19 protein-coding genes and 1 pseudogene are annotated in these 24,641 nt (G+C 60.6%); 9 read left to right on the forward strand and 11 right to left on the reverse strand.

Annotated features, from left to right (window positions below; translation table 11 throughout):
* The 6 genes from bcsB to NCR98_RS15355 form a co-directional block, all read right to left on the reverse strand.
* On the reverse strand, positions 1–2,481 hold the full coding sequence (gene bcsB / locus NCR98_RS15330; protein ID WP_250466679.1) for a cellulose biosynthesis cyclic di-GMP-binding regulatory protein BcsB: 2,481 nt from the start codon (positions 2,479–2,481) through the stop codon (positions 1–3).
* A 10-nt stretch (positions 2,482–2,491) separates the two neighbouring features.
* Entirely contained in the window at positions 2,492–4,708 is a 2,217-nt protein-coding gene (gene bcsA, locus NCR98_RS15335) for a UDP-forming cellulose synthase catalytic subunit (RefSeq protein ID WP_244828583.1), read from the reverse strand.
* A complete protein-coding gene (bcsQ, locus tag NCR98_RS15340; protein ID WP_250466681.1) occupies positions 4,705–5,490 on the reverse strand; it encodes a cellulose biosynthesis protein BcsQ in 786 nt (261 codons plus the stop codon). The genes bcsA and bcsQ overlap by 4 nt, the downstream gene beginning before the upstream one ends.
* On the reverse strand, positions 5,487–6,347 hold the full coding sequence (gene bcsP, locus NCR98_RS15345) for a cellulose biosynthesis protein BcsP (RefSeq protein WP_250526587.1): 861 nt from the start codon (positions 6,345–6,347) through the stop codon (positions 5,487–5,489). Before bcsP ends, bcsQ begins: the two co-directional genes overlap by 4 nt.
* 157 nt (positions 6,348–6,504) lie before the next feature.
* The gene (bcsD, locus tag NCR98_RS15350; protein WP_250466685.1) at positions 6,505–6,963 is read right to left on the reverse strand and encodes a cellulose biosynthesis protein BcsD; all 459 of its coding nucleotides are present in this window, start codon (positions 6,961–6,963) and stop codon (positions 6,505–6,507) included.
* A gap of 606 nt (positions 6,964–7,569) precedes the next feature.
* The gene (locus NCR98_RS15355) at positions 7,570–7,767 is read right to left on the reverse strand and encodes a hypothetical protein (protein ID WP_244828575.1); all 198 of its coding nucleotides are present in this window, start codon (positions 7,765–7,767) and stop codon (positions 7,570–7,572) included.
* A 433-nt stretch (positions 7,768–8,200) separates the two neighbouring features.
* On the opposite strand from NCR98_RS15355, the gene NCR98_RS15360 reads away from it, so the two are divergent.
* Positions 8,201–8,815 carry an NAD(P)-dependent oxidoreductase gene (locus NCR98_RS15360; RefSeq protein ID WP_250526588.1) on the forward strand — a complete coding sequence of 205 codons (615 nt, stop codon included), beginning with the start codon at positions 8,201–8,203 and terminating at the stop codon, positions 8,813–8,815.
* Positions 8,816–8,906: 91 nt separating this feature from the next.
* Here the strand turns inward: NCR98_RS15360 and NCR98_RS15365 are convergent, their stop codons facing one another.
* Positions 8,907–9,380 (reverse strand): DUF3331 domain-containing protein, encoded by a 474-nt coding sequence (locus NCR98_RS15365; RefSeq protein WP_250466687.1) that lies wholly within the window; start codon positions 9,378–9,380, stop codon positions 8,907–8,909.
* 367 nt (positions 9,381–9,747) lie between these two features.
* On the opposite strand from NCR98_RS15365, the pseudogene NCR98_RS15370 reads away from it, so the two are divergent.
* A pseudogene (locus tag NCR98_RS15370) lies at positions 9,748–9,871 on the forward strand (2-oxo acid dehydrogenase subunit E2); the annotation flags it as partial.
* A gap of 382 nt (positions 9,872–10,253) precedes the next feature.
* Here the strand turns inward: NCR98_RS15370 and NCR98_RS15375 are convergent.
* The 4 genes from NCR98_RS15375 to NCR98_RS15390 form a co-directional block, all read right to left on the reverse strand.
* Entirely contained in the window at positions 10,254–11,093 is an 840-nt protein-coding gene (locus tag NCR98_RS15375; protein WP_250526589.1) for an ABC transporter permease, read from the reverse strand.
* Positions 11,094–11,097: 4 nt separating this feature from the next.
* Positions 11,098–12,369, reverse strand: coding sequence for an ABC transporter permease (locus NCR98_RS15380; protein ID WP_250526590.1), 1,272 nt, complete (start codon positions 12,367–12,369; stop codon positions 11,098–11,100).
* A gap of 87 nt (positions 12,370–12,456) precedes the next feature.
* On the reverse strand, positions 12,457–13,497 hold the full coding sequence (locus NCR98_RS15385; protein WP_250466692.1) for an ABC transporter substrate-binding protein: 1,041 nt from the start codon (positions 13,495–13,497) through the stop codon (positions 12,457–12,459).
* 85 nt (positions 13,498–13,582) lie between these two features.
* Complete coding sequence (locus NCR98_RS15390) at positions 13,583–14,680, reverse strand: ABC transporter ATP-binding protein (protein WP_250493222.1); 1,098 nt, start codon at positions 14,678–14,680, stop codon at positions 13,583–13,585.
* 216 nt (positions 14,681–14,896) lie between these two features.
* Here NCR98_RS15390 and pdxR point away from each other — a divergent pair, with 216 nt between their 5' ends.
* The 7 genes from pdxR (at position 14,897) to NCR98_RS15425 (ending at position 24,577) form a co-directional block, all read left to right on the forward strand.
* Complete coding sequence (pdxR, locus tag NCR98_RS15395; protein ID WP_250526591.1) at positions 14,897–16,399, forward strand: MocR-like pyridoxine biosynthesis transcription factor PdxR; 1,503 nt, start codon at positions 14,897–14,899, stop codon at positions 16,397–16,399.
* A 415-nt stretch (positions 16,400–16,814) separates the two neighbouring features.
* On the forward strand, positions 16,815–17,360 hold the full coding sequence (locus tag NCR98_RS15400) for a fimbrial protein (RefSeq protein ID WP_244828565.1): 546 nt from the start codon (positions 16,815–16,817) through the stop codon (positions 17,358–17,360).
* Positions 17,361–17,476: 116 nt separating this feature from the next.
* The gene (locus tag NCR98_RS15405; protein WP_250526592.1) at positions 17,477–18,220 is read left to right on the forward strand and encodes a fimbria/pilus periplasmic chaperone; all 744 of its coding nucleotides are present in this window, start codon (positions 17,477–17,479) and stop codon (positions 18,218–18,220) included.
* 156 nt (positions 18,221–18,376) lie between these two features.
* Positions 18,377–20,974 (forward strand): fimbria/pilus outer membrane usher protein, encoded by a 2,598-nt coding sequence (locus tag NCR98_RS15410; protein ID WP_250526593.1) that lies wholly within the window; start codon positions 18,377–18,379, stop codon positions 20,972–20,974.
* 12 nt (positions 20,975–20,986) lie between these two features.
* A complete protein-coding gene (locus tag NCR98_RS15415; RefSeq protein ID WP_250526594.1) occupies positions 20,987–22,093 on the forward strand; it encodes a fimbrial protein in 1,107 nt (368 codons plus the stop codon).
* Between the two features lie 74 nt (positions 22,094–22,167).
* Complete coding sequence (locus NCR98_RS15420; protein WP_244828555.1) at positions 22,168–22,686, forward strand: fimbrial protein; 519 nt, start codon at positions 22,168–22,170, stop codon at positions 22,684–22,686.
* 955 nt (positions 22,687–23,641) lie between these two features.
* Positions 23,642–24,577, forward strand: coding sequence for a lysophospholipid acyltransferase family protein (locus tag NCR98_RS15425; protein ID WP_250466702.1), 936 nt, complete (start codon positions 23,642–23,644; stop codon positions 24,575–24,577).
* The last annotated feature ends 64 nt before the right edge of the window (positions 24,578–24,641 follow it).

The raw sequence follows: 24,641 nt of genomic DNA on the forward strand, positions 1-24,641 counted from the left end.
TCAGTCCCTCAGACGCCGTGCGGCGAGCGAGCGCAGCGCACGATAAAAGACGGCAGCGATGATGAGCGCGGCGATCACGGCGGAAAACACCAGCAGCACCGGATGCGCGGACAAGGCCCAGCGCATGTAGTGCATGGGCGAAAGCTGGCCGACGTAATAGGCTTCGCCGTTGGACGTGACCGCGACCGTGCGGCCGTGAATCACCGCCATCGCGCCTTGAATGGATGGCAACAAGTCGTTGTCGAGCAGGGCGGCGGACAAATCCGCATCCGACTGTCCCGCCGCGCTGATGAGCGCCACCGCGCTGCGCCCGCTCTTCAACGGCGACTCGAAGCCGGTGAGAAGCGCGTCGCCGTTGGAGCTCACGAGCGACAGATCGGCGCGCGCCGGAGAACGTTCCGGGCCATGCTCGCCATGCCACCAGTCGACCAGCTTGAACGCGACATCGCTCAGCTGGAAGGTGCGCGCGTCGCCGTCGCCGGAAAAGGGCATGTTCTTCGCCCAGCGTTGCAGAAGCGGCTGGCGGCCCGGCGAGCCGAGGACCAGCAAGTCCTTGTCGGCGAAGCGGTCGACATCGTTCGCGCTCGTCACCGTGACGCCCGTGACCGGATAACCCGTCGACGCCCCCATGCGGCCCATCTCCAGCAGAAAGAGACTGTAGTCCGCCGAGTTCGGATCGTTCGGCAGCACGACCGCCGTCTGCGACAAGTCGGCCATGCGCGTGAAGGGGAAACCGCCGTTGGCGAACGCGGCCAGATCGGGCAGCGCCATGTAATGCGGGAAGCTCGAAAGATCGATGGTCGAATTCGGATCGATGGCGCCGACGACGTTATCGAGCAGACGGCCGGTGCATTCGCCGGTCTTCGGAATGTCGTAGTAAAAGTGCATGCGCAACTGCGCGCGCGGCGAGATCAGAAGCGGCGGCAGATAAACCTCGCGGCGCGCGGCCACGGTCTTGTCCGGCATCACGCGGCTGAAGTACTGGCCGAGATCGAACGTCGAAGTCGATACCGCCGGGATGCGCAGCGACTGCACGAAGCCATTGTTCACGCTGATATTGAGCGACGAACGGTCCGGCGCCGGGCGCACGGTGTAGCGATAGCTCAGATCGACCGGCACGCCCTTGGTCTGCCACATGAAGAGATCAGGCGGCACACGCAGGTTCACGCGCACGGCGTCGGCGTCGTAACCGCGCGCGGTCAGATCCTGCGCTTCGGCCAATTCACCGAAACGCACGGCGCGGTCGGACGGCAGCCAGTTCGGCGCATCGTAGGGGCGGCGCGGTTGCAGATCGGCGAATTGCGTGATCGTCGCGCTCGTGCCGGAGAACGCGTTGCGACCGACACCCAGCGCTTTCGCGGCGGTCTTCAACTCGTTGTCGTCGCGGCCCATCACGAGCAGCAAGCGCCCGCGCGCGGCGGCATCGCGTTCGACGACCGCGATGGTCGGGCCGGAAACCGGCGGCAGATCGACGCCCGCGATTTTCGCATCGCCGGTGGCGAACACGACGGCGTTGCCCGCGAGCGGGACGTTATCGGACTGTGCCGGGAAGATCGCGCCGCGATAGCCCGCGAGCGAGCCGAAGTACGACGCCACGGTGCCCGCCGCTTCGAGCGCGGGCAGGCTCGGCTTGCCCGCGAAGACAAACGGCAGTTCCAGGCGACGCACGTCGCGCCGGTCGAAGAACGGCGCGGGCAGCGCGGCGAGATCGGGCTTGCTGGCAAGCGACGCATAAGTGAGATCGAGCGAACTCGCGTTGCTGACCGTCGCCCACAGCGTCGAATTCGACGGGTCCTCGCACTGCTGCGTGTAATGGCCGATCAGCTGAACGTTGAGGTGATTGAACTCGGTGATGAAGCGCGGATCGATGGCGATATCGCGCGCCACGAGCGTGCCGGCCTGATCGCGCGGCACGGGCAGGGTCGCCGCGACTTCGCCGTTGACGAGCACCTTCAATTGCGAGATGGACGGCAACAGCGACGGCGAATAGCTATAGATCAGATGCAGGACCGCGGCCGTCACGACTTCGTCGCCGCGCACGGAAAACGCCACGCCGTTCTGGCCATCGGTGCCGCGCATTTGCAGCGGGTCCTGCGCGCCGAGGTCCACGAAAGTAAGCGTCTGACGACGGCCGCCGGGAACGAGCGTGCCCGGATCGGCGGTAGTCGGAAGACGCGCGGCGAGCGGCGAGGACGGCTTGCCGGAGAACGCGGGAACCGGCATGGCGAGCGCGGGCTGGACGATCGTCGCGGAGTTGTAGATCACGGCCGGGCTTGGCGCAGGCACACTGCCGACGCCGGTGGCCTGCTGAGTCGGCGCACCGTTGGCCGCGACGGCATCCGCCGCCGCCGCGATGGACGCGAGCGGGCCGGCAAGCGCGGTCTGCAGTGCCGCGAGGAACGCCAGCGCCCGCACCAGCGGGCGTTCGCAAAAACGCGGCGCGCGCTCGCCCGCATCGTGATCAACACGCAACTTCGCCATGCCGGTGCCTTTATTGGTCTTTGGTGTTCAGCTTCTTCATGTCGACTGAACGCTTGCTCGTCCAGGTCCGAAGGTCGCTGTAGAGATGCTCGAAAAGCCCCGCGATACCGCGCGTGCCTACCAGCAGCACGTGCGAAAGGCCGCGCAGCGGCGTATCGGGGCGGCGTCCTTCGGACCAGCCGGTCCACGCGTCCGCGCGCGCAAAAGTGGTTTTCACGAAGTCGTATTCCTGCTCGCGCGTGAGCTGCGAGAAGCGCAGGCCGACGCGGCCCTTCGCCGTGAAGCCGACCGTGGCCGGGAACGCGTATTCCTCGTCGCCTCGAAAGAGCGAGACGGTGACGCGTTCGTGCATCGGCACTTCGATGTCGTTCGGCAGCTTCACGCCGACGCCGCCTTCCGAATAGTCGATCGTCTCGCAAGCCAGCGTGCGCCCCGTCGAGAACTTGAGCATGACGGGCATCTTCATCGTCACGCGATGCGTGCTGCGCACCTGACGCCGCTCGCTAGCCGCCGCCACGCTGGCGCCGAGAATCAGCATGTTGTAGACGGTCCAGCAGAGATTCAGCACGGTGGTCTGCACTTCGCTGCGGATATGCCAGTTGATGACGATATGCACCACGCCCGCGATGAAGCCGAGCAGGTTCAGCAGCAACAAGAACAGATACGGACGCGAGATGCCCCAGTCGAAGTAATCCTTCGCGATCTGGCCGCCCTTGGCCGTGACGTTGAACTTGCCGAGCTTCGGGTTGATGACGGCCAGCAGCGTCGGCGCCGTGATGTACGACGCCAGCACCGACTCATACACTTCGGCCCAGAACGAATGGCGGAAAGAACGCTGCATGCGCGAATTGGTGATGCTCGCGTGCATCATGTGCGGCAGCGCGAAGATGGCGATGGTGCCCGCCGCCGCCTCGATCACGTGCGCGCCGAAGAACAGATACGAGAGCGGCGCGGTAAGGAACACGAGACGCGGCACGCCATAGAAAAAGTGCAGCATGCCATTGAGATAACACAGCCGCTGGCCGAGCTTCAAGCCCTTGCCGGTGAGCGGATTGTCGATCCGGAAAATCTGCGTCATGCCGCGCGCCCAGCGAATGCGCTGACCGATGTGGCCCGAAAGACTTTCCGTGGCAAGTCCGGCTGCCTGCGGAATCGCGAGATACGCCGTGGTATAGCCCAGCCGATGCAGCTTGAGCGCGGTATGCGCGTCTTCCGTCACGGTCTCGACCGCAATGCCGCCGATCTCTTCGACCATCGAGCGGCGCAGCACGGCGCACGAGCCGCAGAAGAACGTCGCGTTCCACAGATCGTTGCCGTCCTGCACGAGACCGTAGAACAGTTCGCCTTCGTTCGGCACCTTGCGGAACGTGCCGAGATTGCGCTCGAACGGATCGGGCGAGAAGAAATGGTGCGGCGTCTGCAGCATCGACATGAGCTTGTCGCGCAAAAACCAGCCGAGGCAGATTTGCAGGAACGAGCGCGTCGGAATGTGATCGCAATCGAAGATGGCGAGGTATTCGCCCTTCGTGATCTTGAGCGCTTCGTTGATGTTGCCGGCCTTCGCGTGGCGGTTATGCGTGCGGATCGTCCAGTTGACGCCCACTTCCTCGCAGAACGCCTTGAACTCGGGACGGCGGCCGTCGTCGAGCACGTGGATCGCGATCTTGTCGGTCGGATAGTCGAGCGCGAGCGCCGCGTAGATGGTCGGCTTCACCACCGAAAGCGGTTCGTTATAAGTCGGAATGAAGACGTCGACGGTCGGCCAGTCGTTGCGATCGGCGGGCAGCGGCAGCGGCTTGCGCTTGAGCGGCCATGCGGTCTGGAAGTAGCCGAGCAGCAGCACGAGCGTGGCGTAGACCTCGGCTGCGACGAGCAACAGGCCCCACGCGGCGTCGAGCGGACGCTCCCAGTAGGTCGTCTCGGTCAGACGCCAGAACATGTAGCGTCCCGACGATACGACCGACAACATGATCATGACGAGCGTCGCGTACTGGCCTTGCAGACGCCGGAAGCCGAGCGCGCAGGCAAAGCAAACGGTTGCGAAAGCGAGCTGCTGACCGAACGCGAGCGGCACCGTCACCACGAAGTAGAGCGAGAACAGCGCGAACAGCGTGAGCAACACCGTGAGGATGCGGCTGCCCCAGATGCGCGCATCGACGAAACGTTCCAGCCGCGACGTGGCGACGCTGACTTCCGTTTCCTGCGAGGGAATCTTGGCGGAGCTCATGCGACGTTCCTCGAAGCGGCCATGGAATCGACGGTGGCGAGAAGCCAGTCGCCGCACGCGCGCAAATCGGCGGCGGCTTGCGAGAGCGGGTCGTAGTGGATGAGTGTCGTGTCGCACGCAAGCGACTCGGAGACGCCTTCGTCCTGATGGATCACGCCCGGAAAGAGCTTCGTGCCGAGCATGTTGCGTAAGACCTTGAGCACGTCCTTGCTCAACTGGCGCGATTGGTCAACCTGATTCACCACGTAGCCCTGTCCGCCGAAGTCCTGACGCGGCGCGGCGTAGGCGTCGATCATGCGCTCCATGCCGGGAATCGCGGCGTAGGAAGCGGCATCCGCGAGCACGACGTTGAGCGCGAAGTTCGCGGCGCACAGCGCGGTGCGCGTATAGACCGACGAGCCCGGCGGGGTATCGACGATAACGATGTCGTTGAGATCGAGCGCAAGCGATTCGAGCGAGCGCGCGAGCCACGCGGGGTCCTGGTCGACGAGCGCCTCGAAGCGGCGGCGATCGTCTTCCAGCACCGCGCCGTAGGGCAGCACGGTGACGCCGTCGACGCCATCGAACATCACGGTCTGCCACGGGTCGCCCGCGAGCGTTGCACGCGAAATGCCGTCGATGCTGTCGAGCGGAATGCCGAAGTGCAAGCGCAGCGCGTTCTGCGGATCGAGATCGACGACGATCACGCGGCGATGGCGCGCGGCGAGCACCGAGGCGAGGTTCGCGGCGAGCGTGGTCTTGCCGACGCCGCCTTTCGCGGAAACTACCGTGATGACTTTCATGAGCGTGTGACGCGGGCAGCGAAGAGGGCGCGGTTCGGCTGCGCGGAATCGGTTGCGCCGGATGACGGGCTCGGTTGGCGCAGGCGGTCGAACATCGCGGTGAGCGAGCCTTCGGGGGCTTGCGGTGCTTGTGGCTCTTGTGGCTTGAAGAGCTTGCCGAGAATGGAAGGCGCGTTGCTTTCCTGTTCGCGCGGGCCGGTGCGGGTCTGCACAGCCGGGTGGAGCGCGGCGGGTATTTCGCGAGCGCGGAAGGTCGAGGCGCCTTCCCGAGCGAGGGAGTTCGAAGCGGTTTTGATGCTGCCGCTCGCTTCCGCCGCAAGAATGGCCGGAGGTGTCACGGCACCAGCGTTCCCCTGTTCAGACGCGAAGGGCGACGCCGAAAACCGCGCCGGCGCGCTCGGACGCGCAAGGACAGGCGCTGGAGCGGAATCGGAAATCGGTGCCGCGCTTTCGGGCTTCGCCTCGACGGCAACCGGCGCGGCGTCGGCGAGCGCCGAAAAGCGCGAGGCGCTCAGCGAATCGAGCGCGGCGGGCGGCGTGACGGGCGGAATCGTGCGGCGATGCGCACGCGCGAAAAGCGGCGGCTTGGCGCGATTGATCGGCATTGGCGTGGGCGCGGCCGTGGCACGGTCGGCATCCGCTTGTGCCGCAAACTCGCGCTTGTGCACCGGACTCGCCTGCACATCACGACGCGGCGCGATTTCCGGGATGGCCGGTTGCGCGAAATCGAGCGTGGCCAGGAGCGGCCAGCGCGTGCGGGCATTCCTGGCCTCGTTTTCGCGGCCGATTTCCTGGTAGTCGCCTGCATTGCCGCCGAAATGATCGAACAGCTTTTCGATGTCGCGTGATGTATTCATGTTGCCGCATCCTCGTCGTGCCTTGCGTCGAACTGGCCTGATGCAATATTTTTGGCGCTGTCCGTTGCATGGACAGTCGATATCGCCGTTGCCTTCATATATAACGGCGGTCGTTGAAATTGATTGAATCCTTGCAGCGCCGCTTCAGTTGCGTCGCTTATCTCGTTGCGGCGCGCGCGAGCCGGAACTCGACTGCACCATCACTGCTCAATTCGCTTGCCTGGGAAATAGCAAGCCCTTGCGCGCCCAAACCGCTCAACCAGTGCTGATAAGCGCCTTCAAGAAAAGCCGGTGTCCATGCAAGCGCGCTTTCTCCGAACGCCGGCAACGGCGCGCAGTAGTGAACGATGCTCAGATACTCGCGCTCGTCGGCTAATTCGACGAAGCCCCATTCCGAATCGCGCCACAAAACATTCAGCGCGTGTGCGAGGTCGGCGGTCGAATCGCATTGAGGAAGCGGCCGGGCATCGGCGAATCGGCTGCCGACTCGATGCATCAACTGTCGAAGTTCCGCACGACCGATCTGCGCTTCGAACTCCTCGGCAAGCGCGCCAAGAAATCCACGCCATTGCCTGGAAATCGTGTGGTCGAAGAGGTAATCGAAAGTAGCTGACATGGTTGCCGTTCAGAATGGCCTAAGGGAGTCTGCAAGAATTCTTGCAATGTGGTCGGTTCTTTTTACCTGGAACGCTGCGACTGTCTAACTGCGCGAGAGAGCACCGATCCGGTGGTTTGTCCAGTCGATAAAACACGTCTGAAGGTATCCCACTGGGTTTTTTTTCGCCAGTGGAAAGACTATCAGCGCATTTTTTTATCGTATTGAGCGAATAGGCATGCGATTGCGGCTCAGTTCGAGCATTCGAATAAACCTGCCTTTTCGACAAAATTTAGACAAGCTCGGGCGAAGGCCCGCCCGCTATGGCTCTGCGGTCGTGGACGCGAGAGTGTACCATCTTGTTAATATTATCAAACGACAAAACTCAGGCCTGATTCGTACGGATTGACAATCACAGGAAGTGGTTAATCCTCTTATTAATTGCGTTGAGACAAAATGCATCTTTTTGTCTGACATTAGTGTTTCGAGGCATTTAAAAATGTCTGTAGATTGAATTGATTTCGGTCAATGTGACCGATTACGACGCGGCTCAACGCAAGCCTCTAAGGCGCAACAGGCGAAAAAAAACGCCCCGAGCGGGGCGTTTTTTTCTTGGCCAATCAACGATCACGGATTTGCGCGCACTGCGTCTCGAACTGCATCCATGACGATGCCGTAGTCGAGCGGAATGTCTAGCGCATCGGAATAACCGTTTTCGTCGGCGGACTCTTCGGGCGCGGCACTGACCGGAAGCGACTCGTAGGCGGTTTCGCCAGACGGATTGTCGCGTCCTTCGATGGCACCCTGTAATTGCGGATTCTTCACGATTAACTCCTTCCGGTAATGGAGCGGCGAGGAAATGCAATATAAACCAATGACATGACAAATTGACGAATCGATGGAAGCTCTTGATGAGCGTGCTTCGCGCGGTGCGTCGATGACCGCTGCAGTTGCATGTTCCCAAGAGCACGGGGCCCTACAGTGTAAGGGCGACGCGCTCGTGTGAATGTGCGTTCTGATTATGACGAGGCGTGTTCTGAATTGTCTTGCAAATCTGTTTTTCGGCTCGAAACTTGCGTCCTTTTTAGCGAGAAAAATGTAGCTAAACACGCAGCGAAAAACGAGATCGTCGCATGACGCAACTATGATGAAGAATCGTTGCGAAACGCCTTGCGAATGAGCGATTTATTGCGAAGTGGGGTAAGTTAAACGCAGGCTCGATCGCCGGCGAAAGCGGTGTCACAAAGGAGAACCAACAATGAGCAAAATAGCGATCATTGGCGCGACCGGACATGCCGGAAGCAAGTTGCTGGAGGAAGCGTTGCGGCGCGGACACACGGTGACGGCGCTTGCACGCAACACGTCGGAGATCGCCAAGCGTCCTGAAGTCACCGCGAAGAATGTAGACGCATCGGATGCGGCCGCGCTAAGCGAAGCCGTCGCCGGTCACGATGCCGTCTTCAGCGCCGCGCATTTCGCTTCATTGTCGGAGAGTGCGATCACCGAGCCGCTTCGACGCGCGGGCGTCAGGCGCTTGCTCGTGGTGGGCGGCGCGGCGAGTCTTTATGTCGGGCCGGGCCAGCGCGTGTTGGATCTGCCCGATTTTCCAGAAATGTACCGCACGGAGGCAACCGCGGGCGCGGCATTTCTCGACGCGCTGCGTCGCGAGCGCGAACTCGAATGGACGTTCGTTTCGCCGTCGGCGGAATTCGTCGACGGTCCGCGCACGCGCAAATTCCGTATCGGCGTGGACGAATTGCTCGTCGATAACAATGGCCGAAGCTGGATCTCTTTCGCTGACTTTGCAATCGCGTTTCTCGATGAATTCGAGAGCGGAGCGCATATCAAGCAGCGTTTCACCGTCGGTTACTGACAGCAACCAATAGACGCAAGGCGGCAACGATCCCGACACCCAGGGGTGCCGGAACTCGTCGCCGTCGTCGCTGCGCGACCGAGCGGTCAGCTTAGTCGTGCACGTCGCATTCGACTTCCTCGCTGTTGGCCGGCATGGCTGCGGCGAGAATCATCGCGGAGGCATTCTGCGGTTTCGGATCGCGCTGTGACGGGCGATACACCTGATCGCCGCGATGAATCGGCATCCCCGAGAGCGAGCAGATGCCTTCGGCGCTCGCCGTCGTCGCGCGCCAACCTTGATAACCATAGTGGCACGTACCTGGGTCCGACCAGTAGACGAGCGCCGTCGCGCTGGACGGCCGCTCGATCACGCGCACGACTGCCTGTGGGAAAGGCAGGCGGTCATCCGACGGGCGCGGATGCGGGTGCGCGCGGTTCCAGTCGCGCGTCAGGCGGTCGAGGAAACTATCTTCGATACGCGCGGTTTTTTGCGAGGGGCTGGTGTGGGCGGCGTCGTGCGGCGCGGCCTCGAGCAGGTGAACCGTCTGTGACCACGGGTCTGCAATTTTCGAAAAAGCTGTCATGGCATTGTTCCAGGCTTTGACTCGACCTAGAACGTACGCTATTAAGCATATTCCGATAAATAGTGCATCGGTGAAAACACTGTCCCGTTGCCGCGAATAATCGCGCGCTGGCGAAGCGAAGGCTTGCTGGACATGGGTTTGAGCGCCGGACGCTTGCGACCGCGGACCGCCGGTATTGTACGATCGTTCTCCGAAGTGGCGGCCTTGGCGGCTTAATTGGCCGAAATAGCAATGAGGCAAGCGGGTAAGCGGGCGCTTTACGCGTCCTTCGACCCGGAAGCGCCGATGCGCCGGGCAGGCGCTTCCACGCGTTGCGCTAAATGCGAATCTGCCGGAAAGCGACGGCTTTATCGACGGCCGGCGAAGCGTCAACGCGCAAGAAGTGGCCATCCTTGGGTCTGTCGCGTGGCGCAATGAAGCCGGTGTGGGACGGCAAGCAACGCGTGCCGCGTCTCACGTTGCCGTTGTCGCTGTCGCATGACCATCGCGTCACATTCTTACGCGCGCTGTGAGTCAGTTGCCGCGCGATGAATGAAATATCTACAAGCGGCGCCTCGGTGGAAAGGCGACTTCAGCGTTAGCAAACTGCACGTCGTTTGGCGGTCGCGGGCCCAATCGAAGGCGCAGCCAGCAAGCGCCCCACGCCAACCGTGGGCACGCTTGCGGACTGGCGTATTATCGAAAACATTGCGGATAAAGCGTCGACATTCAAAGAAGCACACCGAACTCTCGCTTATCGCCGACCGAAACCTGAATATACGACTTCGGCGACATCGCATTGCAGTGCTTTTCGCGGCCGACGCCCCACTCGAAGCCTCAGCCGGTAATGCTTTGCCTCGATCTGGCGAGCCATCTCGGACCGCTTGCAGATCATCACTCCGCAACTGCACGCGCCGCCGCACGGCCCCGCAACCACTCCAGCGCCAGCAATAGACTCGTCGAGAACACGATCAAAATCGTGGCCAACGCGGCGATCGTCGGGCTGATGTTCTCGCGGATGCCCGTGAACATCTGACGCGGTAGCGTCGTCTGATCGGCGCCCGCGAGAAACAGCGTGACGACCACTTCATCGAACGATGTCGCGAACGCGAACAGCGCACCCGAAATCACGCCCGGCGCAATGACCGGCAGCGTCACGCGAAAAAACGTCCGCAGCGGACTTGCGCCAAGCGACTGACTCGCCCGCACGAGATTCATGTTGAAGTTCTGCAAGGTCGCCGCAACCGTGGTCACGACGAACGGCACGCCCAACGCCGCGTGCGCCAGAATCAACCCGAAATATGTATTGGCGATGCCGAGCGGCGCAAAGAACAAATACATGCCGACGCCGACGACGATCACCGGCACGATCATCGGCGAAATGAGGACAGCCATGAGCACGCTCTTGCCGGCGAAATTCGCCTTCGTCAATCCAACCGCCGCGAGCGTTCCAAGAATAGTCGCGACGAGCGTTGCCGAGGGCGCGACGATAAAGCTGTTCTTTGCCGCCATGCGCCACTCGTCCGACATGACGAGATTGTGATACCAGCGCATCGAATAGCCCGGAATGGGATAGACGAGAAACGTGCTCGACGAAAACGAAAGCGGCACGATGGCAAGTACCGGCAGAATTAGATAGAGCAACGTCAGCACGCAAATGAGGCGCAATGCGAAATACCAGATGCGCTCGATAGCGGATGTATGCGGCGCGAACATCGGTTTGGCGAGTTTCATTGTCTTACCCCAGGCTTACGTTCGAGCGCGTGAATCGACCGTAGACGACGTAAAGCACGAGCGTCGCGGCAAGCAGCAGCGCACCGAGCGCGCAAGCCATGCCCCAGTTGATCGTTACGTTCGTGAAATACGCGATGTAGTAGCTGACCATCTGGTCGTTCGGCCCGCCGAGAAGCGCCGGCGTGATGTAGTAACCAATCGCCAAGATAAACACCAGCAGCACGCCGGCCCCGATGCCCGGATAAGTCTGCGGCACATACACGCGCCAAAACGCCGCGAACGGATGACTGCCGAGCGAAACAGCCGCGCGCTGATAAGTCGGCGGCACGGACTTCATCACGCTATAGAGCGGCAAGATCATGAAGGGCAGAAGAATGTGCGTCATCGAGATATAAACGCCCACGCGATTGAACAGCAGCGCGAGCGGCGAACCAATCAGCCCGCTCGCGAGCAGCGCCTTGTTGACGAGCCCTTCGCTTTGCAACAGCACGATCCACGCGGCGACACGCACCAGCACGGAGGTCCAGAACGGAATCAGCACGAGCACCATCACGAGATTGGCACGGCGCGCGGGCAGCGTGGAAATCCAGTACGCGAGCGGATAACCGAGCAGCAGCGCGAAAAACGTCACCGCGACGCCGATCACGAACGTGCGTCCAAAGACATTCAAATAGATGGATTGATCCGGACCTGCATGCTCGATGTCACCGAAACCGTCCTGCCGGTGATCCAGCGAAGCGAGCAAATAAAACGGCGAATATCGACCGGCGTTTTTCGCGATTGCCTGCCAATACGCGGGATCATTCCAGCGCTCGTCGAGTTCGACGATCTTCGCCCGAATCTGCGGTGCGGCGAGCGACGTGCCGTCGTCTGCGGCGAGCGGCATCGCGCGGGCAGTTTTTGCAACCAGCGAGCGATAGCCCGGAATCTCGGTGTTGAGCCGGCGAGCGAGCGCGCCCATCGATTCGCCGTCCTGTATCGCGGTGAGATCTTGCGCGAGCGCGGCATAAGCGGCATCGGGCGGCGCGGTTTTGCGATCCCAGTTTGCGAGCGCCGCGCCCGTGTGCGGCAGCGCGTTCGCGACTTCGGGGTTCTGCACGGCGCGCGTGAGCAGCGCACCGATTGGCACCACGAAGATCAGGAACAGAAAAATGGCGAGCGGCGCAATCAGCGCGAGCGCCATTGCGCGCTTTTTCGCATCGACGAGCTTCAGTTCGCGCTTGAGTCGCGCGCTCGATTCGCGCGTGTCGTCCGCGGCGATCGTCAAGGTGTTCACGCTTTCTGTCTCCTATCCATGCAAAGGCTTGGCGTTGGCTGCGGTTCGCATTGCGCGAAACGCAGCCGTGCTTTCACCAAAAAACGCTTACTTCGACGACCACGCCGTGAAGCGCTGTTCGAGCTCGTCGCCGTGATCGGTCCAGAACGCCATGTCCTGCAGCACGGCATTCTTCGCGTTGGCGGGCGAATTCGGCATGTCGGCCTGGATTTTCGGATCGAGCGCCGCGATAGCCGCCTTGTTCACCGGACCATAGGCGATGTTCTTCGCGTACGTTTCCTGCGGCTGCTGCGACACCGAATATGCGATGTACTGCGTCGCGACATCCTTGTTCGGCGATCCCTTCGGAATGGCCCAGTAATCGAGGTCATAAATGCTGCCGTTCCAGACAACCTTCAGATTCTTGCCTTCCTTGCGCGCGGCATCGATACGTCCGTTATAGGCCGTCGACATCACGACATCGCCCGCGACGAGGAATTGCGGCGGCTGCGCGCCCGCTTCCCACCACTGGATATTCGGCTTCAGTTCTTCGAGCTTCTTGAACGCACGATCGGCGCCGGCTTTCGTGCCGAGCACCTTGTAGACATCCTTCGGCGGGACGCCGTCGGCCATCAGCGCGAATTCGAGGTTGTAGCGCGCACCCTTGCGCATGCCGCGTTTGCCGGGGAATTTCTTCGTGTCCCAGAAGTCTGCCCAGCCGGCCGGCGCGCCCTTGAGCTTGTCGGCGTTATAGGCGAGCGCTGTCGACCAGACGAAGAAGCCGGCTCCGCAAGTTTGCGGCGATTCGGTGACGAGTTCCGACTTCTTCGCGATCTTCGACCAGTCCAGCTTTTCGTAGAGACCTTCGTCGCAGCCGCGTCCCAGATCGCCCGATTCGACTTCGACGACATCCCAGTTGACGTGCTTCGCTTCGACCATCGCTTTGACCTTGGCCTGCTCGCCGTTGTATTCGACGGCCGTGACCTTGTTACTCGATGATTTTTCGTAAGGCTGATTGAATGCGGCCTTTTGCGCATCGCCGTTCGCGCCGCCGAAATTGACGACGGTCAGTTCCGCCGCGAATGCGGATGCGCCCGACATGCACACGAGCGCCGCCGACGCCATGGAGCACAGTGCGAACTTCTTCATGGTGGTTTCCTCTCTTCCTTTTTGGCTTGGTGTTAGCAGTGGACTTGCGAGTAGACAAAGCAAAAGCGATGAAGCGCGCGCCGCTTTAGGCAAATACGCGCAAATGCTCGGGAGCGAATTCAAGCGCGACGGGCGCGCCGGGCGTGAAGGTATCGAGCAACGCATTGCCGAGCGGCACTTTCACGAAGCATTCGTCCTGTTCGCGTACGCCGCAGCGCATGCGTACGTGATCGCCGAAATAGATGAGGCTCTTGGCCTCGCCAGCGAGCGCGTTATGTGTCGCATGGTTCTGTTCGCGGATAGCCGCGAGCTTCATGCGCTCCGGCCGGATGCAGGCAATAGCCGACGCACCCGCCTTCGCCTTCGCGACATTCAGCCCGGAAAGCCGCGTGCCGTCGGCTAGGCGGATATCGCAGAACTCGCCTTGTGTTTGCTCGATGGTGCCGCGCAAGCGGTTGCTATCGCCGATGAAGTTGGCGACGAACTCGTTGCACGGCGCTTCGTAGAGATGGTCCACGGTATCGAGTTGCTGCACGATGCCTTTGTCGAATACCGCGACGCGGTCCGACATGGTGAGCGCTTCGCCCTGATCGTGCGTGACATATACGAATGTCACGCCGAGCTTCTCGTGCAACGACTTCAGTTCGTACTGCATGTGCTCGCGCAGTTGCTTGTCGAGCGCGCCGAGCGGTTCGTCCATCAGCACGAGCTTGGGCTCGAATACGAGCGCGCGCGCGAGCGCGATGCGCTGCTGCTGACCGCCCGACAATTGCGCCGGGTAACGTTTCGCGAAGCTCTCCATGCGCACCATCCTGAGTGCGTTGTCGACGCGATGCGCGCGTTCCTCGGCGGACATCTTGCGAACCGTCAGCGGATATTCCACGTTCTGCTGCACGGAAAGATGTGGAAACAAGGCGTAGTTCTGAAACACCATGCCGATGTCGCGCTTATGCGGCGGCACCTTGTTGAGCAACTTGCCGTCTAGCCAGATCTCGCCGCCAGTCGGGAATTCGAAGCCAGCGAGCATCATCAGGCAAGTGGTCTTGCCCGAACCCGATGGCCCGAGCAGCGTGAGGAATTCGCCCTGGTAGATGTCGAGATCGAGCGATTTGACGACTAGGGTTTCCCCGTCATAAGTCTTTCTAACGCCGCGAAAACTGACGATCACCTGATCGGATTTCATCTTCCGTGTCTCCTTCGGAAATCGATGCGTTGTAGCTGGGAGCGGCCTGTATGAAGCCTCTACGGCGCCTGACCGGCGCCTTTGCGGCGCTCGGAAATTCTTCCACTGCCTGCGATAACTATAGCCCGTGACGGTTCTACAATGTGGAGCCATTTCAATATTCAACTTGGAACCACTTTGCCTTCTGGCGAGGTTCCTGAGGGCTCGGGGAAATTCATGGATACCATCATCCTCGCGGACTGGCTGAGTACGCGACTCGTCGAACGCTCGCAGGCGGAGCCGATGTACCGGCAGATGCTGGAACTCATGCAGCAGGCCATCCTGACCGGTCAACTTGCGCCCGGCACCAAGCTGCCGAGTTCGCGCATGCTGGCAAGCGATCTCGGCATCGCGCGCAATACCGTGCTGCACGTGTACGACCAGTTGACGGCCGAAGGCTATGTCACGTCGACGACCGGCAGCGGCACCTATGTGGCCGATACGGCGCCGCGCGAACGCGCCGCTGCGAAGCCGGGCGCCAAGTCGAGCGCCGACGCCGCTCAGAAGCCCTGCGCGATTTCGCAACGCGGCGCGCGCTTGATCTCGCAGGCGGGGGTATCGCCGAAACAGTGGGGCGCGTTCATGCCCGGCGTGCCCGATGTACGCGAGTTTCCCGCGCAAACTTGGAGCCGCTTGCAAGCGCGGCTCTGGAAGCGCGCGAATCCCGATTTGCTGACCTATGCGCCCGGCGGCGGTTATCGGCCGCTGCGGCGCGCGTTGTCGGACTATTTGCGTGTCGCGCGCTCGGTCAAGTGCTCGCCCGATCAGATCATCATCACGACGGGCATCCATCAGTCGATCGATCTGACCGTGCGTCTGCTCACCGATTTCGGCGACCGCGCGTGGGTCGAAGAACCGTGTTACTGGGGCGTGCGAAGCGTCCTGCAGTCGTCCGGGCTGTCGCTCGTGCCCGTGCCCGTCGATGACGAAGGCTTGAATCCGAACGCGCGCGACATGGCCACGCCGCCGCGTATCGCGCTGGTTACGCCTTCGCATCAGTATCCGCTCGGCATGGTGATGAGTCTCGCGCGGCGTCGCGCGTTGCTCGAGTTCGCGCGGCAACATGGCACGTGGATCATCGAGGACGATTACGACAGCGAGTTTCGCTATGGCAGCCGGCCGCTTTCGTCGCTGCAGGGACTCGACGACGCCGGACAGGTGATCTATGTCGGCAGTCTCGGCAAGATGCTGTTCCCCGGTTTACGCATGGGCTATATGGTGGTGCCGGAAAATCTCGTCGATACGTTTCGCACGGGCGTCGCGGAGCTGTATCGCGAAGGGCAACTGATGCAGCAGGCCGTGCTCACCGAATTCATTCTCGACGGGCATCTCACCTCGCACGTGCGGCGCATGCGCGGGCTATACGGCGAACGAAGGGAATTGCTCATCAACGCCATTCGCGCGCGGTTCGGCAATACGCTCGCGGTGCACGGCGATCAGGCCGGACTGCACTTCGTTCTGGGCATGCCGGAGCACGTCGACGACCGCGAAATCACGCGTCACGCAATGACGGCGGGCGTGGTGACACGGCCGCTAGCCAATTACTACATGAACGCGGATGCCGCGCGTTCCGGTCTCATGCTCGGCTACGCGTGCGTGCCGAACGATGAGATCGCGCCCGCGTTTGCGAAGCTCGCCGAATCGATCGAGATGGCGCTCTCGCCGGCGATGCAGGTGTGATGACGGCTCGTTGGCACTATTGCGCCCGTTACCGCGGCGGGGCGGTCAAGATAACTGCTGAAGCGCAATCGAAGCAGGCGAGCGCCTTGCATGGCGTCGAATGTTCGCTGACCAAAGTCACGTCGAAGATAGCTGCTGCTTGCGTCAGGCAGCATTTATCGCATCACTAACTATTCCCTGACAAATTAGGAAAAATCGAGTGCCGTTTCTCGACGGTCTCGATTATCGTTGCGCTTCGCATTTCAACCAGACGAGATAAACGTAGCGCGTAAGCGGATGTTTATCTGTAGCAAACCTGGAAGCCGAGATGCGGCATTTGGGCGTCAAGTTCGAGGAGTGGGCGACCGCCTTTCGCGGCCGAACATTTAGCTTGATCTGACGACCCATCCCTGTCAATTTTTATAAGCATATCCAAATGAAAAAATCCTTGATCTCGGCGATGGTCGCCGCAGCACTGGGCCTCGTAGCAAGCGCCGCGTTCGCGTCGGACGGCACCATCACGTTCAATGGCGCGCTGACGGCCACGACCTGCACGATCAACGGCAACGGCACCAGCAGCAAGGACTTCACGGTCACGCTGCCGACCGTTTCCACGTCGACCCTGACGGCATCGGGCCAGACGGCCGGCACGACTTCGTACAACATCGCGTTGACGGGTTGCGCGCCGGTTACGGCAACGAGCGAAGCGGGCGTGTTCTATGAAGCCGGTGCAACGGTCGATGCGAACGATGGCCGCCTGATCGTGGCCACGGGCGGCGCGGGCAACGTCAAGCTGCAACTCCTGAACTCCGATGGTTCGATGATCAAGGCAGGCTACTCGCGTGAGCTGCAGAACGTGAAGTCGGCCGACATCTCCAGCGGCGCGGCATCGCTCAGCTATCAAGTTCAGTATTACGCGACGGGCGCGACGACCGCTGGCGCAGCCAACTCGTCCGTGATCTACAGCATCGACTACATGTGATCTTGCGGTAGTGGAACGGGGTCTTCGGCGCGATCATCGGTTGAAGACCCGTACATATGCGGGCGCGAGCCCGCTTTATCTTTACACTCGCGCTCCGTTTCGGGCATTACGTCAACATGAAAGTGGCAAAGAGACTCATAACGACCGCGGCATTTATCGTCGCGATGCAAGGGTTCATTCCTTCCGCGAATGCGTCGGTGGTGATTGCCGGCACGCGCGTCGTCTTCAATCAAAGCGATTCCGAAGTCACGGTGAAGCTGACCAACAACGGCAAGCTTCCCGGCCTGACCAAGGTGTGGATGGACAAGGGCGATCCGAACATCAAGCCGGACGCCATCGACGTGCCGTTCACCATCACGCCGCCGATCATGCGTATCGATCCGAGTAAATCGCAGACCTTGCGGATCATGTCGACGGGCGAGCCTTTGCCTGCGGACAAGGAGAGCATCTTTTATTTGAACGTGCTCGAAGTGCCGCCGAAACCCACGGGCGACGAAGCGAGCGCGAACCAGCTGCAGCTTGCATTTCGCACGCGCATCAAGTTTTTCTATCGCCCGAGTGGCCTCAAAGGCCAGGCAACGGACGCGCCAGGACAGATCGTGTGGCATCTCAAACACGATGGCGGCAAGAACTCGATCGAGGCGAGTAACCCCACGCAGTATCACGTGTCGTTCGACCGCGTGCAGGTTAGCAACGGCGCGAGTGCATCGGAGTTCACTGACGGCGGCATGGTAGGCCCGGGCGAAAGCAGGGCTTTCCCGCTCAAGGGCGAGGTGCCCGCGAACAGCACGAAGATTCGCTATACCGCAATCAACGACTACGGCGGCCCGCAGGACGGCGATGCCAATCTGGCGCCCTGAGTCATTCGCAGGCTTCTCGGCGGGCCTGCCCAGCAGGCCGATTCCCCGCGATAGCGCAGCGTTGCGCTGAACGTCGCCATCACTCGTTAAGGATGAACTCGGAGCATGCCGCATAGCGTGCCGAGTCGCGCTGTTGCCGTAATTTCGGAAGACTAAATGAATATGCAATACCGAAGCGCTCATGTGTCCGGCATGCGCCTGAGACCCATCAGCCTGTTCACGCTTCAGGCATTGGCCGCAATGGGCGTGAGCGCTCACGCATGGGCCGATTCTACCCAGCAGATCGCGGCCGTCGAATTCAACGAACAATTCCTCGAAAACGGCAGCGGCGAAAAGCTGGACATATCGCGCTTCAACAAGGGACAAGAGATTTTGCCCGGCACGTATCGCGCGGATACCTACGTGAACGACGTCTGGAAAGGCAAGTTCGATATCGATATCCGCGAGGCGGGCGCAGGCGCGGGTGTTGTCGCCATGCAGCCTTGCGTGAATGCGGACCTGCTCGATCGCATGGGTGTCGATCTGCGCAAGCTCTCGCCGGAGGCATCGGCGAAGCTCGATAACGCGGGCGATGCCTGCCTTACGTTGCCCGATCTCATTGCTGGAGCAACCGCGTCGTTCGACAACGGCGAGCAGCGTCTCGACGTCTCCGTTCCGCAAATCGCGATGAATTCCCGCGCACGCGGCTACGTCGATCCGAAGTACTGGGACGACGGCATCAACGCGGGCACGCTGCAGTACAACGCGAACGTTTATCACAGCTCGTCCGGCGGATACAACAACGACTCGCAGTATCTCGGGCTGATCGGCGGCATCAATGCGGGACCGTGGCGCTTTCGCTATCAGGGCAACCTGACGCACAACACCATCGGCGGTCAGCACTATCAGAGCGTGCAGACTTACGTGCAGCGTTCGTTCAGGGACATCAAGAGCCAGCTTACCGCCGGCGATACCTTCACGGACGGCGCGCTGTTCGACAGCTACGGAGTGCGCGGCGTCACGCTCGGCACCGACGACCGCATGTATCCCGAGTCGCAGCGCGGCTATGCGCCCGTGGTGCACGGCATTGCAAACAGCAACGCGCGGGTGCAGGTCAGGCAGAACGGCAACATCATCTACGAGACGACCGTCGCGCCCGGCGCATTCGAGATCAACGATCTTTATCCGACGGGTTACGGCGGCAATCTCGATGTCATCGTCACGGAAGCCGACGGCTCGCAGCACATTTCCACCGTGCCTTATGCGGCGGCGGTGAACGCGTTGCGACCCGGCGTCACCCGCTATAGCGCGACCATCGGTCAGTACCGCGATCCGAGCATCGATATTCATCCGTTCGTCTCGCAGGCAACGGTGCAGCACGGCGTCAACAATCTCGTGACGCTCTACGGCGGCATGATCGGCGGAGATATGTATTTCTCCGGCATGGTCGGCGCCGCGCTGAATACGAGCGTCGGCGCATTCGGCCTCGACGTGAGCCACGCCACCGCGAGCTTCAAGGGCTACGGCACGCACAATGGCGCGAGTGTGCGCTTGAGCTTCAGCCGTCTGTTCGAGCCGACGAATACGAATATCGCGGTCGCGGCCTATCGCTATTCGACCAATGGCTTTTACACGCTGCAGGATGCCGTCGCGCTGCGCCAGTTGTACGAAGACCATCAACCAGGTTTTCTCGATGCTCGCCAGAAGTCGCGCGTTCAGTTCGTTCTGAATCAGAGTCTGGGCGAGGGCGGCAAGTACGGCTCGGTGTATGCCGTGGGATCGATTCAAAACTACTGGAACCGGTCCGATCACGACACGCAATTTCAGATCGGCTACAGCAATAGCTGGCGACGCCTGACGTATGGCGTATCGGCGGTGCGTCAGTATCAAGTGAACACGAATCGCTGGGATAACCGCATCATGCTCAACCTCATGGTGCCGCTCGGCTTCGGCGCGCACGCACCGCAATCGTCCACGACCTTCCAGCACGATACGAGCGATAGAAGCTCCACGTTGCAGGAATCGGTGACAGGAACGCTCGGCGCGGACAACGCGTTCAGCTACGGCGTCAACGCCAACTACAGCGACGGCGGAAATGGCTCGGGCAGTTCGACGAGCGCTGGCGGCAACGTCGGCTACATGTCGCCATTCGCGTTGATGACCGCAAACGCCAGTACCGGACGCCACTATTCGCAGGTCGGCGCGGGCATTTCCGGCGGAGTGGTCGCGTGGCGCGACGGCGTGGCGTTCACCCCGAATATGGGCGATACGGTCGCCGTGGTCGAAGCCAAGGACGCGGCAGGCGCGCGCCTCGCGAATGGTGCGGGCTTGCGCGTCGACCGTTGGGGGCATGCGGTCATCTCGGGCATGCAGCCTTATTCGAACAACGAGGTCGAAATCGACCCCAAGGGTCTGCCGCTCAACATCGCGCTGAAGTCGACGGTGCAGCGCACGGCGCCGACCGCCGGTGCGGTGGTCGCCCTGAAGTTCGAAACCGAAAACCTGGGCAAGCCAGCGGTCATGCGCGTGACGCAGGCCGATGGCACGCCGCTGCCGTTCGGCGCCGAGGTATTCGACGGCGACGCCCACACCGTCGGTACCGTGGCGCAAGGCAGCCGCATCATCGCTACCGGGTTGAAGGCGGACGCGGGCGCGTTGAACGTGAAGTGGGGCGACGGAGCCAGCCAGCGTTGCGTGGTGCGCTATCAGCTGCCGCAGTCCGTCGACGCAACCAAACCCAATTCGATCTCCATCGGCGATGGCGTGTGTCAGTGAGGAGAAGACGCGATGATTAATCAAGAAAACCATATGGGTACGATCGACAAGGTCGCCTCGGCGCTGGTGCGCGCTCTGCTGTGCTGGCTCGTCGCGTGGGCGCTGTTACCGGCGAATGCATATGCGGATTCCGCTACTTGCCGGTCCAACTACAGTGCGTTCACGCTTTCGATGCCCGCCGCCGTGGCCGTGGCGCGGGATCTGCCAAATGGGTCGATCTTGACCGCATGGTCACTGTCGCCATTGAAGAGCGACTATTACACGTGCACCGTGGTTGGCTCCGTGTACACGGGGACCGACTTCGAGACTGCGGGAGTGACGACGGACAGTCGAACCACATATACCGTGACCTACAACGGCGTCGCGTTCGCTGTGTACCCGACCACTGTGCCGGGTATAGGCATCGCGATGGGCGGTTACGTCGTCCCCGATGGCAGACAGACGAACCTTCGCTCGTTCGAAAAGATGGGTTCGCAGTGGAACTACCCCGGCACGATCTACAACGGCGGGCAATTGATCGTGGCTTTGGTGAAGATCGGAGACGTGACACCCGGCACACTCTCGGGAACGATCGCCCAGGCCTTCTCTTGGCAGACCTTGACACCACCGCCCGCTGGCAACGTGCTGTCCGCCGGGGTGATCGACTTCAACATCACGCCGGTCGTGATCACTGTTCTGACCTGCGAGACACCGGACGTGACCGTGCCGATGGGAACGCAGGGACCAGCCGACTTGCCATCCGTCGGAGCCGCGCCTAGCAAGGTCATCGGCTTCAATCTGAGCTTCAACAATTGCCCGGCCGGTGCGGCGGTGCCGAATACGTCGGCTGGATTGATCCACAGCGTGCAGTACCGGATCGATCCGACTAACGGAACCATTGCCGGCTTCACCGACGTGGCGGCGCTGAATGGCAGTCCGAGTGCGGGCGGCGTGGGCATCCAGCTGTATGACAGCACGGGCTCGGTATTCGGCTTTGGCGTCAACCGCACGTTGAGCGGATTCGACGGCACGCGCAATAGCAGTTACACGCTTCCCATGACGGCCCGTTATTACCGCACCGGCGCGCTGAGTGCGGGACCCGCCAACGCCACGATGACTTTGACCGTGCTTTATCTGTGACAACGCGCGGCGAATTTGCCTGAGATATCGCCGCGCACTGTCTGACCGCTCATCAACACAAAGGAGAAACTCGAATGAAGCTTTTGAAAACCGGCGTGGCCGCGCTTGCACTCGTTGCCGCGCATTCGTCATTTGCCGCCGATGCCACGCTCAATTTCACCGGAACGATCATCTTGCCGACATGCACGGTGGATACGGATTCCGTTAATCAGACAATCACGCTTCAACAGGCTAAAACGACCGACTTTGCAGCCGTTGGCGCAACCAACTCCGCGCAGGCGTTCAATGTCAAGCTGGTCAGTTGCGCGGCCGGCACGAATATAGGAATGACCGTCAATGGAACCATCGACACGGTGGCAAGCGTCCTGAAAAACACGGGTACTGCTGCGCAAGTGGGCGTGCAATTGCTCAAGGCCACGAATGTGGGTGACAGTACGGGTTCGCCTCTCGCGTTGAATAGCGCGCTCACGCTGGGCGCAGCGGACGCTTCGGGTTCGATGACCGTTCCGATGGTCGCCCAATACTATAGGCTCGGCACGATGACCGGCGGCACGGTGACGGCATCGGCTACGGTGAACTTCACTTATAACTAAGGTTTCAATCGCTTCGTTAAACATAGCTGGCAAAACTACTTATTTGATTCTGCGGAGTCTGTATGTAGTCTCTGATTGCCGGATAAAGCCGGCTCAAAGAAAACCCTCTACTTAGCAACAAGCAGGATCATATCTATGCACAAAATCGATCGAGCAGCGTTGAGCGAATGCTACGTCGCCGGTGGTGAAGCCAAGGCGTCGAGCAACTCCAGTTCAAATACTAACGTTTCTATTTCCATTACGTCTGGGAACCATAACGACAAGGCAAGAATCTCTGTTGCGGCCAACTAACGTTTCCAGTCTGTCCGAAGAAGCGATTGAACGACGGGGCCAGTGGCCCCGTTGTCGTTTGCCTTTAAAAAACAGTCCACGATGACAATGAAAGCTCAATTGAAGCAATCGATAAGGGCTTCTCGGCAATCACAAACTTTATTTGATTGCCTGTGGGCATGTATATACTCCTATGACCAGTTTTATTTTTCGGAATTATCGAAGTTTAAATTCGTTTCGGGATGCCGTATCATTCGCCTTCCTTTGATATTCAGCAAGATTCGGATATCGAAGGCAATGTAATTCGCAAGAACCTCATACTTGAATTCTTGCGCGTATCGTCAATCTAAAAATAGTTTCAAGGCAATCATGCAAAAAATCGAACGTAACGCACTCCAACACGCTGACATCGCAGGCGGCTGCAACAAGGGTTCGTCGGCTAAGTCGCAAACCGTGATCAACATCTACATCACGGGCTAAATCGAATATCCGCTTAGCACTTCCCGGGCGGCGGTAAGTGGTGGCCAACAGGGTAGTGCTGGCGGTTGATTGCTTGGCTTTTGACCTCTCCTGGTTTGCTCTCCGCGAGAGGTCATCGCAAGGGTAAAGAACGGATAATCCGCGCTGTATCCAATCTCGCCTAAGAGTGCGAGATCCGCTTTCTCAATATCTGACAGAAAATACCATGGCATCGTTGCGCCCAATGCTGAGAAAGTGGCTCGCGGTGTGTCGACATCGCGTAAAGCGCGCGGTGATCGGACGTATCCCGATGACCAAAGCGGAACAGCTCGCGAATATCATGCTGCGCGTCAACGGTTTATTCAATGCCGTCTGCCGCGCGCACGGAAACATTCGCGCAGAGATCGCGCGCGATATCCTGCATTTGCCAGCCGTGCAAATAAAGCGTTCACGCGCGGCAGCGCAACTGGAAAAGTTGATCGACCAGCGCATTTATTTCGGTCGCGATATTCGCAAGCACGAAGCCCTGCCCGAGTTAGACGCAATCGCGGAGAAGTTGGCGGCGCGAATCAGGCAACTCAAACGCGATGTGCCGAATCAGCCCGTGTTTGTCTCGCCCTTTCACTATGTCTCGCAATACGCGAATATTTATATCGTCGAGCGGCTTGTCGCCTTGCTCGACCTGAAGTCGCTTTCGGTGGTTTCGGGCGTGCCAAGGAATCAATATGGCGACGATCACAAGCTCATTCCCGGCATTAAAGTGCTTTACACCTATGGTGATGCGAATCGCAATGGTCTTGGCGTGCGCGTGGCGCGTTCGCTGAAACGCGATGGCGTCGTCGTGCTGTTCTCCGACGTGCCGCCATTCACCATGCATCGTTATCCCATGGAGACCGCCGAGGTCAGAATGTTCGGACGCAGCGCGCGTATTCATAACGGCGTGTTCCGCATGGGCGAGAGTTTCAATGCGCTGTTGCTGCCGTTTTATTTGCGCTTCGAGCGCGGACATTTCGAGGCGCATATCTTCGACCACATTCCGCTCGCCGCGCCGGACGCGCCCCAGCGGCTCGCAAATTACATCGAAAGCGCGCTGACCGATAACTATCAGCAGTGGACTCCGGGCGGTCATCCCGCCATGTATTCGTTCGCTCCCAATCGCTAATCAGCGCAACCGAATCTGCGCGTCACGCACCCGGTGCAGACCGGGCCAGACCACGCAGCGAAGC

This window comes from Caballeronia sp. GAWG2-1 (assembly GCF_023631405.1).
GTDB lineage: Bacteria > Pseudomonadota > Gammaproteobacteria > Burkholderiales > Burkholderiaceae > Caballeronia.

What these genes read in the sequence shown, in the direction of transcription:
- bcsB (WP_250466679.1), bottom strand. Translation starts at nt 2,481, where the DNA reads ATGGCGAAGTTGCGTGTTGATCACGATGCGGGCGAGCGCGCGCCGCGT.
- bcsP (WP_250526587.1), bottom strand. Translation starts at nt 6,347, where the DNA reads ATGAATACATCACGCGACATCGAAAAGCTGTTCGATCATTTCGGCGGC.
- NCR98_RS15415 (WP_250526594.1), top strand. Translation starts at nt 20,987, where the DNA reads ATGATTAATCAAGAAAACCATATGGGTACGATCGACAAGGTCGCCTCG.
- NCR98_RS15390 (WP_250493222.1), bottom strand. Translation starts at nt 14,680, where the DNA reads ATGAAATCCGATCAGGTGATCGTCAGTTTTCGCGGCGTTAGAAAGACT.
- NCR98_RS15375 (WP_250526589.1), bottom strand. Translation starts at nt 11,093, where the DNA reads ATGAAACTCGCCAAACCGATGTTCGCGCCGCATACATCCGCTATCGAG.
- NCR98_RS15425 (WP_250466702.1), top strand. Translation starts at nt 23,642, where the DNA reads ATGGCATCGTTGCGCCCAATGCTGAGAAAGTGGCTCGCGGTGTGTCGA.
- NCR98_RS15410 (WP_250526593.1), top strand. Translation starts at nt 18,377, where the DNA reads ATGAATATGCAATACCGAAGCGCTCATGTGTCCGGCATGCGCCTGAGA.
- NCR98_RS15360 (WP_250526588.1), top strand. Translation starts at nt 8,201, where the DNA reads ATGAGCAAAATAGCGATCATTGGCGCGACCGGACATGCCGGAAGCAAG.
- NCR98_RS15385 (WP_250466692.1), bottom strand. Translation starts at nt 13,497, where the DNA reads ATGAAGAAGTTCGCACTGTGCTCCATGGCGTCGGCGGCGCTCGTGTGC.
- bcsD (WP_250466685.1), bottom strand. Translation starts at nt 6,963, where the DNA reads ATGTCAGCTACTTTCGATTACCTCTTCGACCACACGATTTCCAGGCAA.
- bcsQ (WP_250466681.1), bottom strand. Translation starts at nt 5,490, where the DNA reads ATGAAAGTCATCACGGTAGTTTCCGCGAAAGGCGGCGTCGGCAAGACC.
- NCR98_RS15420 (WP_244828555.1), top strand. Translation starts at nt 22,168, where the DNA reads ATGAAGCTTTTGAAAACCGGCGTGGCCGCGCTTGCACTCGTTGCCGCG.
- pdxR (WP_250526591.1), top strand. Translation starts at nt 14,897, where the DNA reads ATGGATACCATCATCCTCGCGGACTGGCTGAGTACGCGACTCGTCGAA.
- bcsA (WP_244828583.1), bottom strand. Translation starts at nt 4,708, where the DNA reads ATGAGCTCCGCCAAGATTCCCTCGCAGGAAACGGAAGTCAGCGTCGCC.
- NCR98_RS15405 (WP_250526592.1), top strand. Translation starts at nt 17,477, where the DNA reads ATGAAAGTGGCAAAGAGACTCATAACGACCGCGGCATTTATCGTCGCG.
- NCR98_RS15365 (WP_250466687.1), bottom strand. Translation starts at nt 9,380, where the DNA reads ATGACAGCTTTTTCGAAAATTGCAGACCCGTGGTCACAGACGGTTCAC.
- NCR98_RS15400 (WP_244828565.1), top strand. Translation starts at nt 16,815, where the DNA reads ATGAAAAAATCCTTGATCTCGGCGATGGTCGCCGCAGCACTGGGCCTC.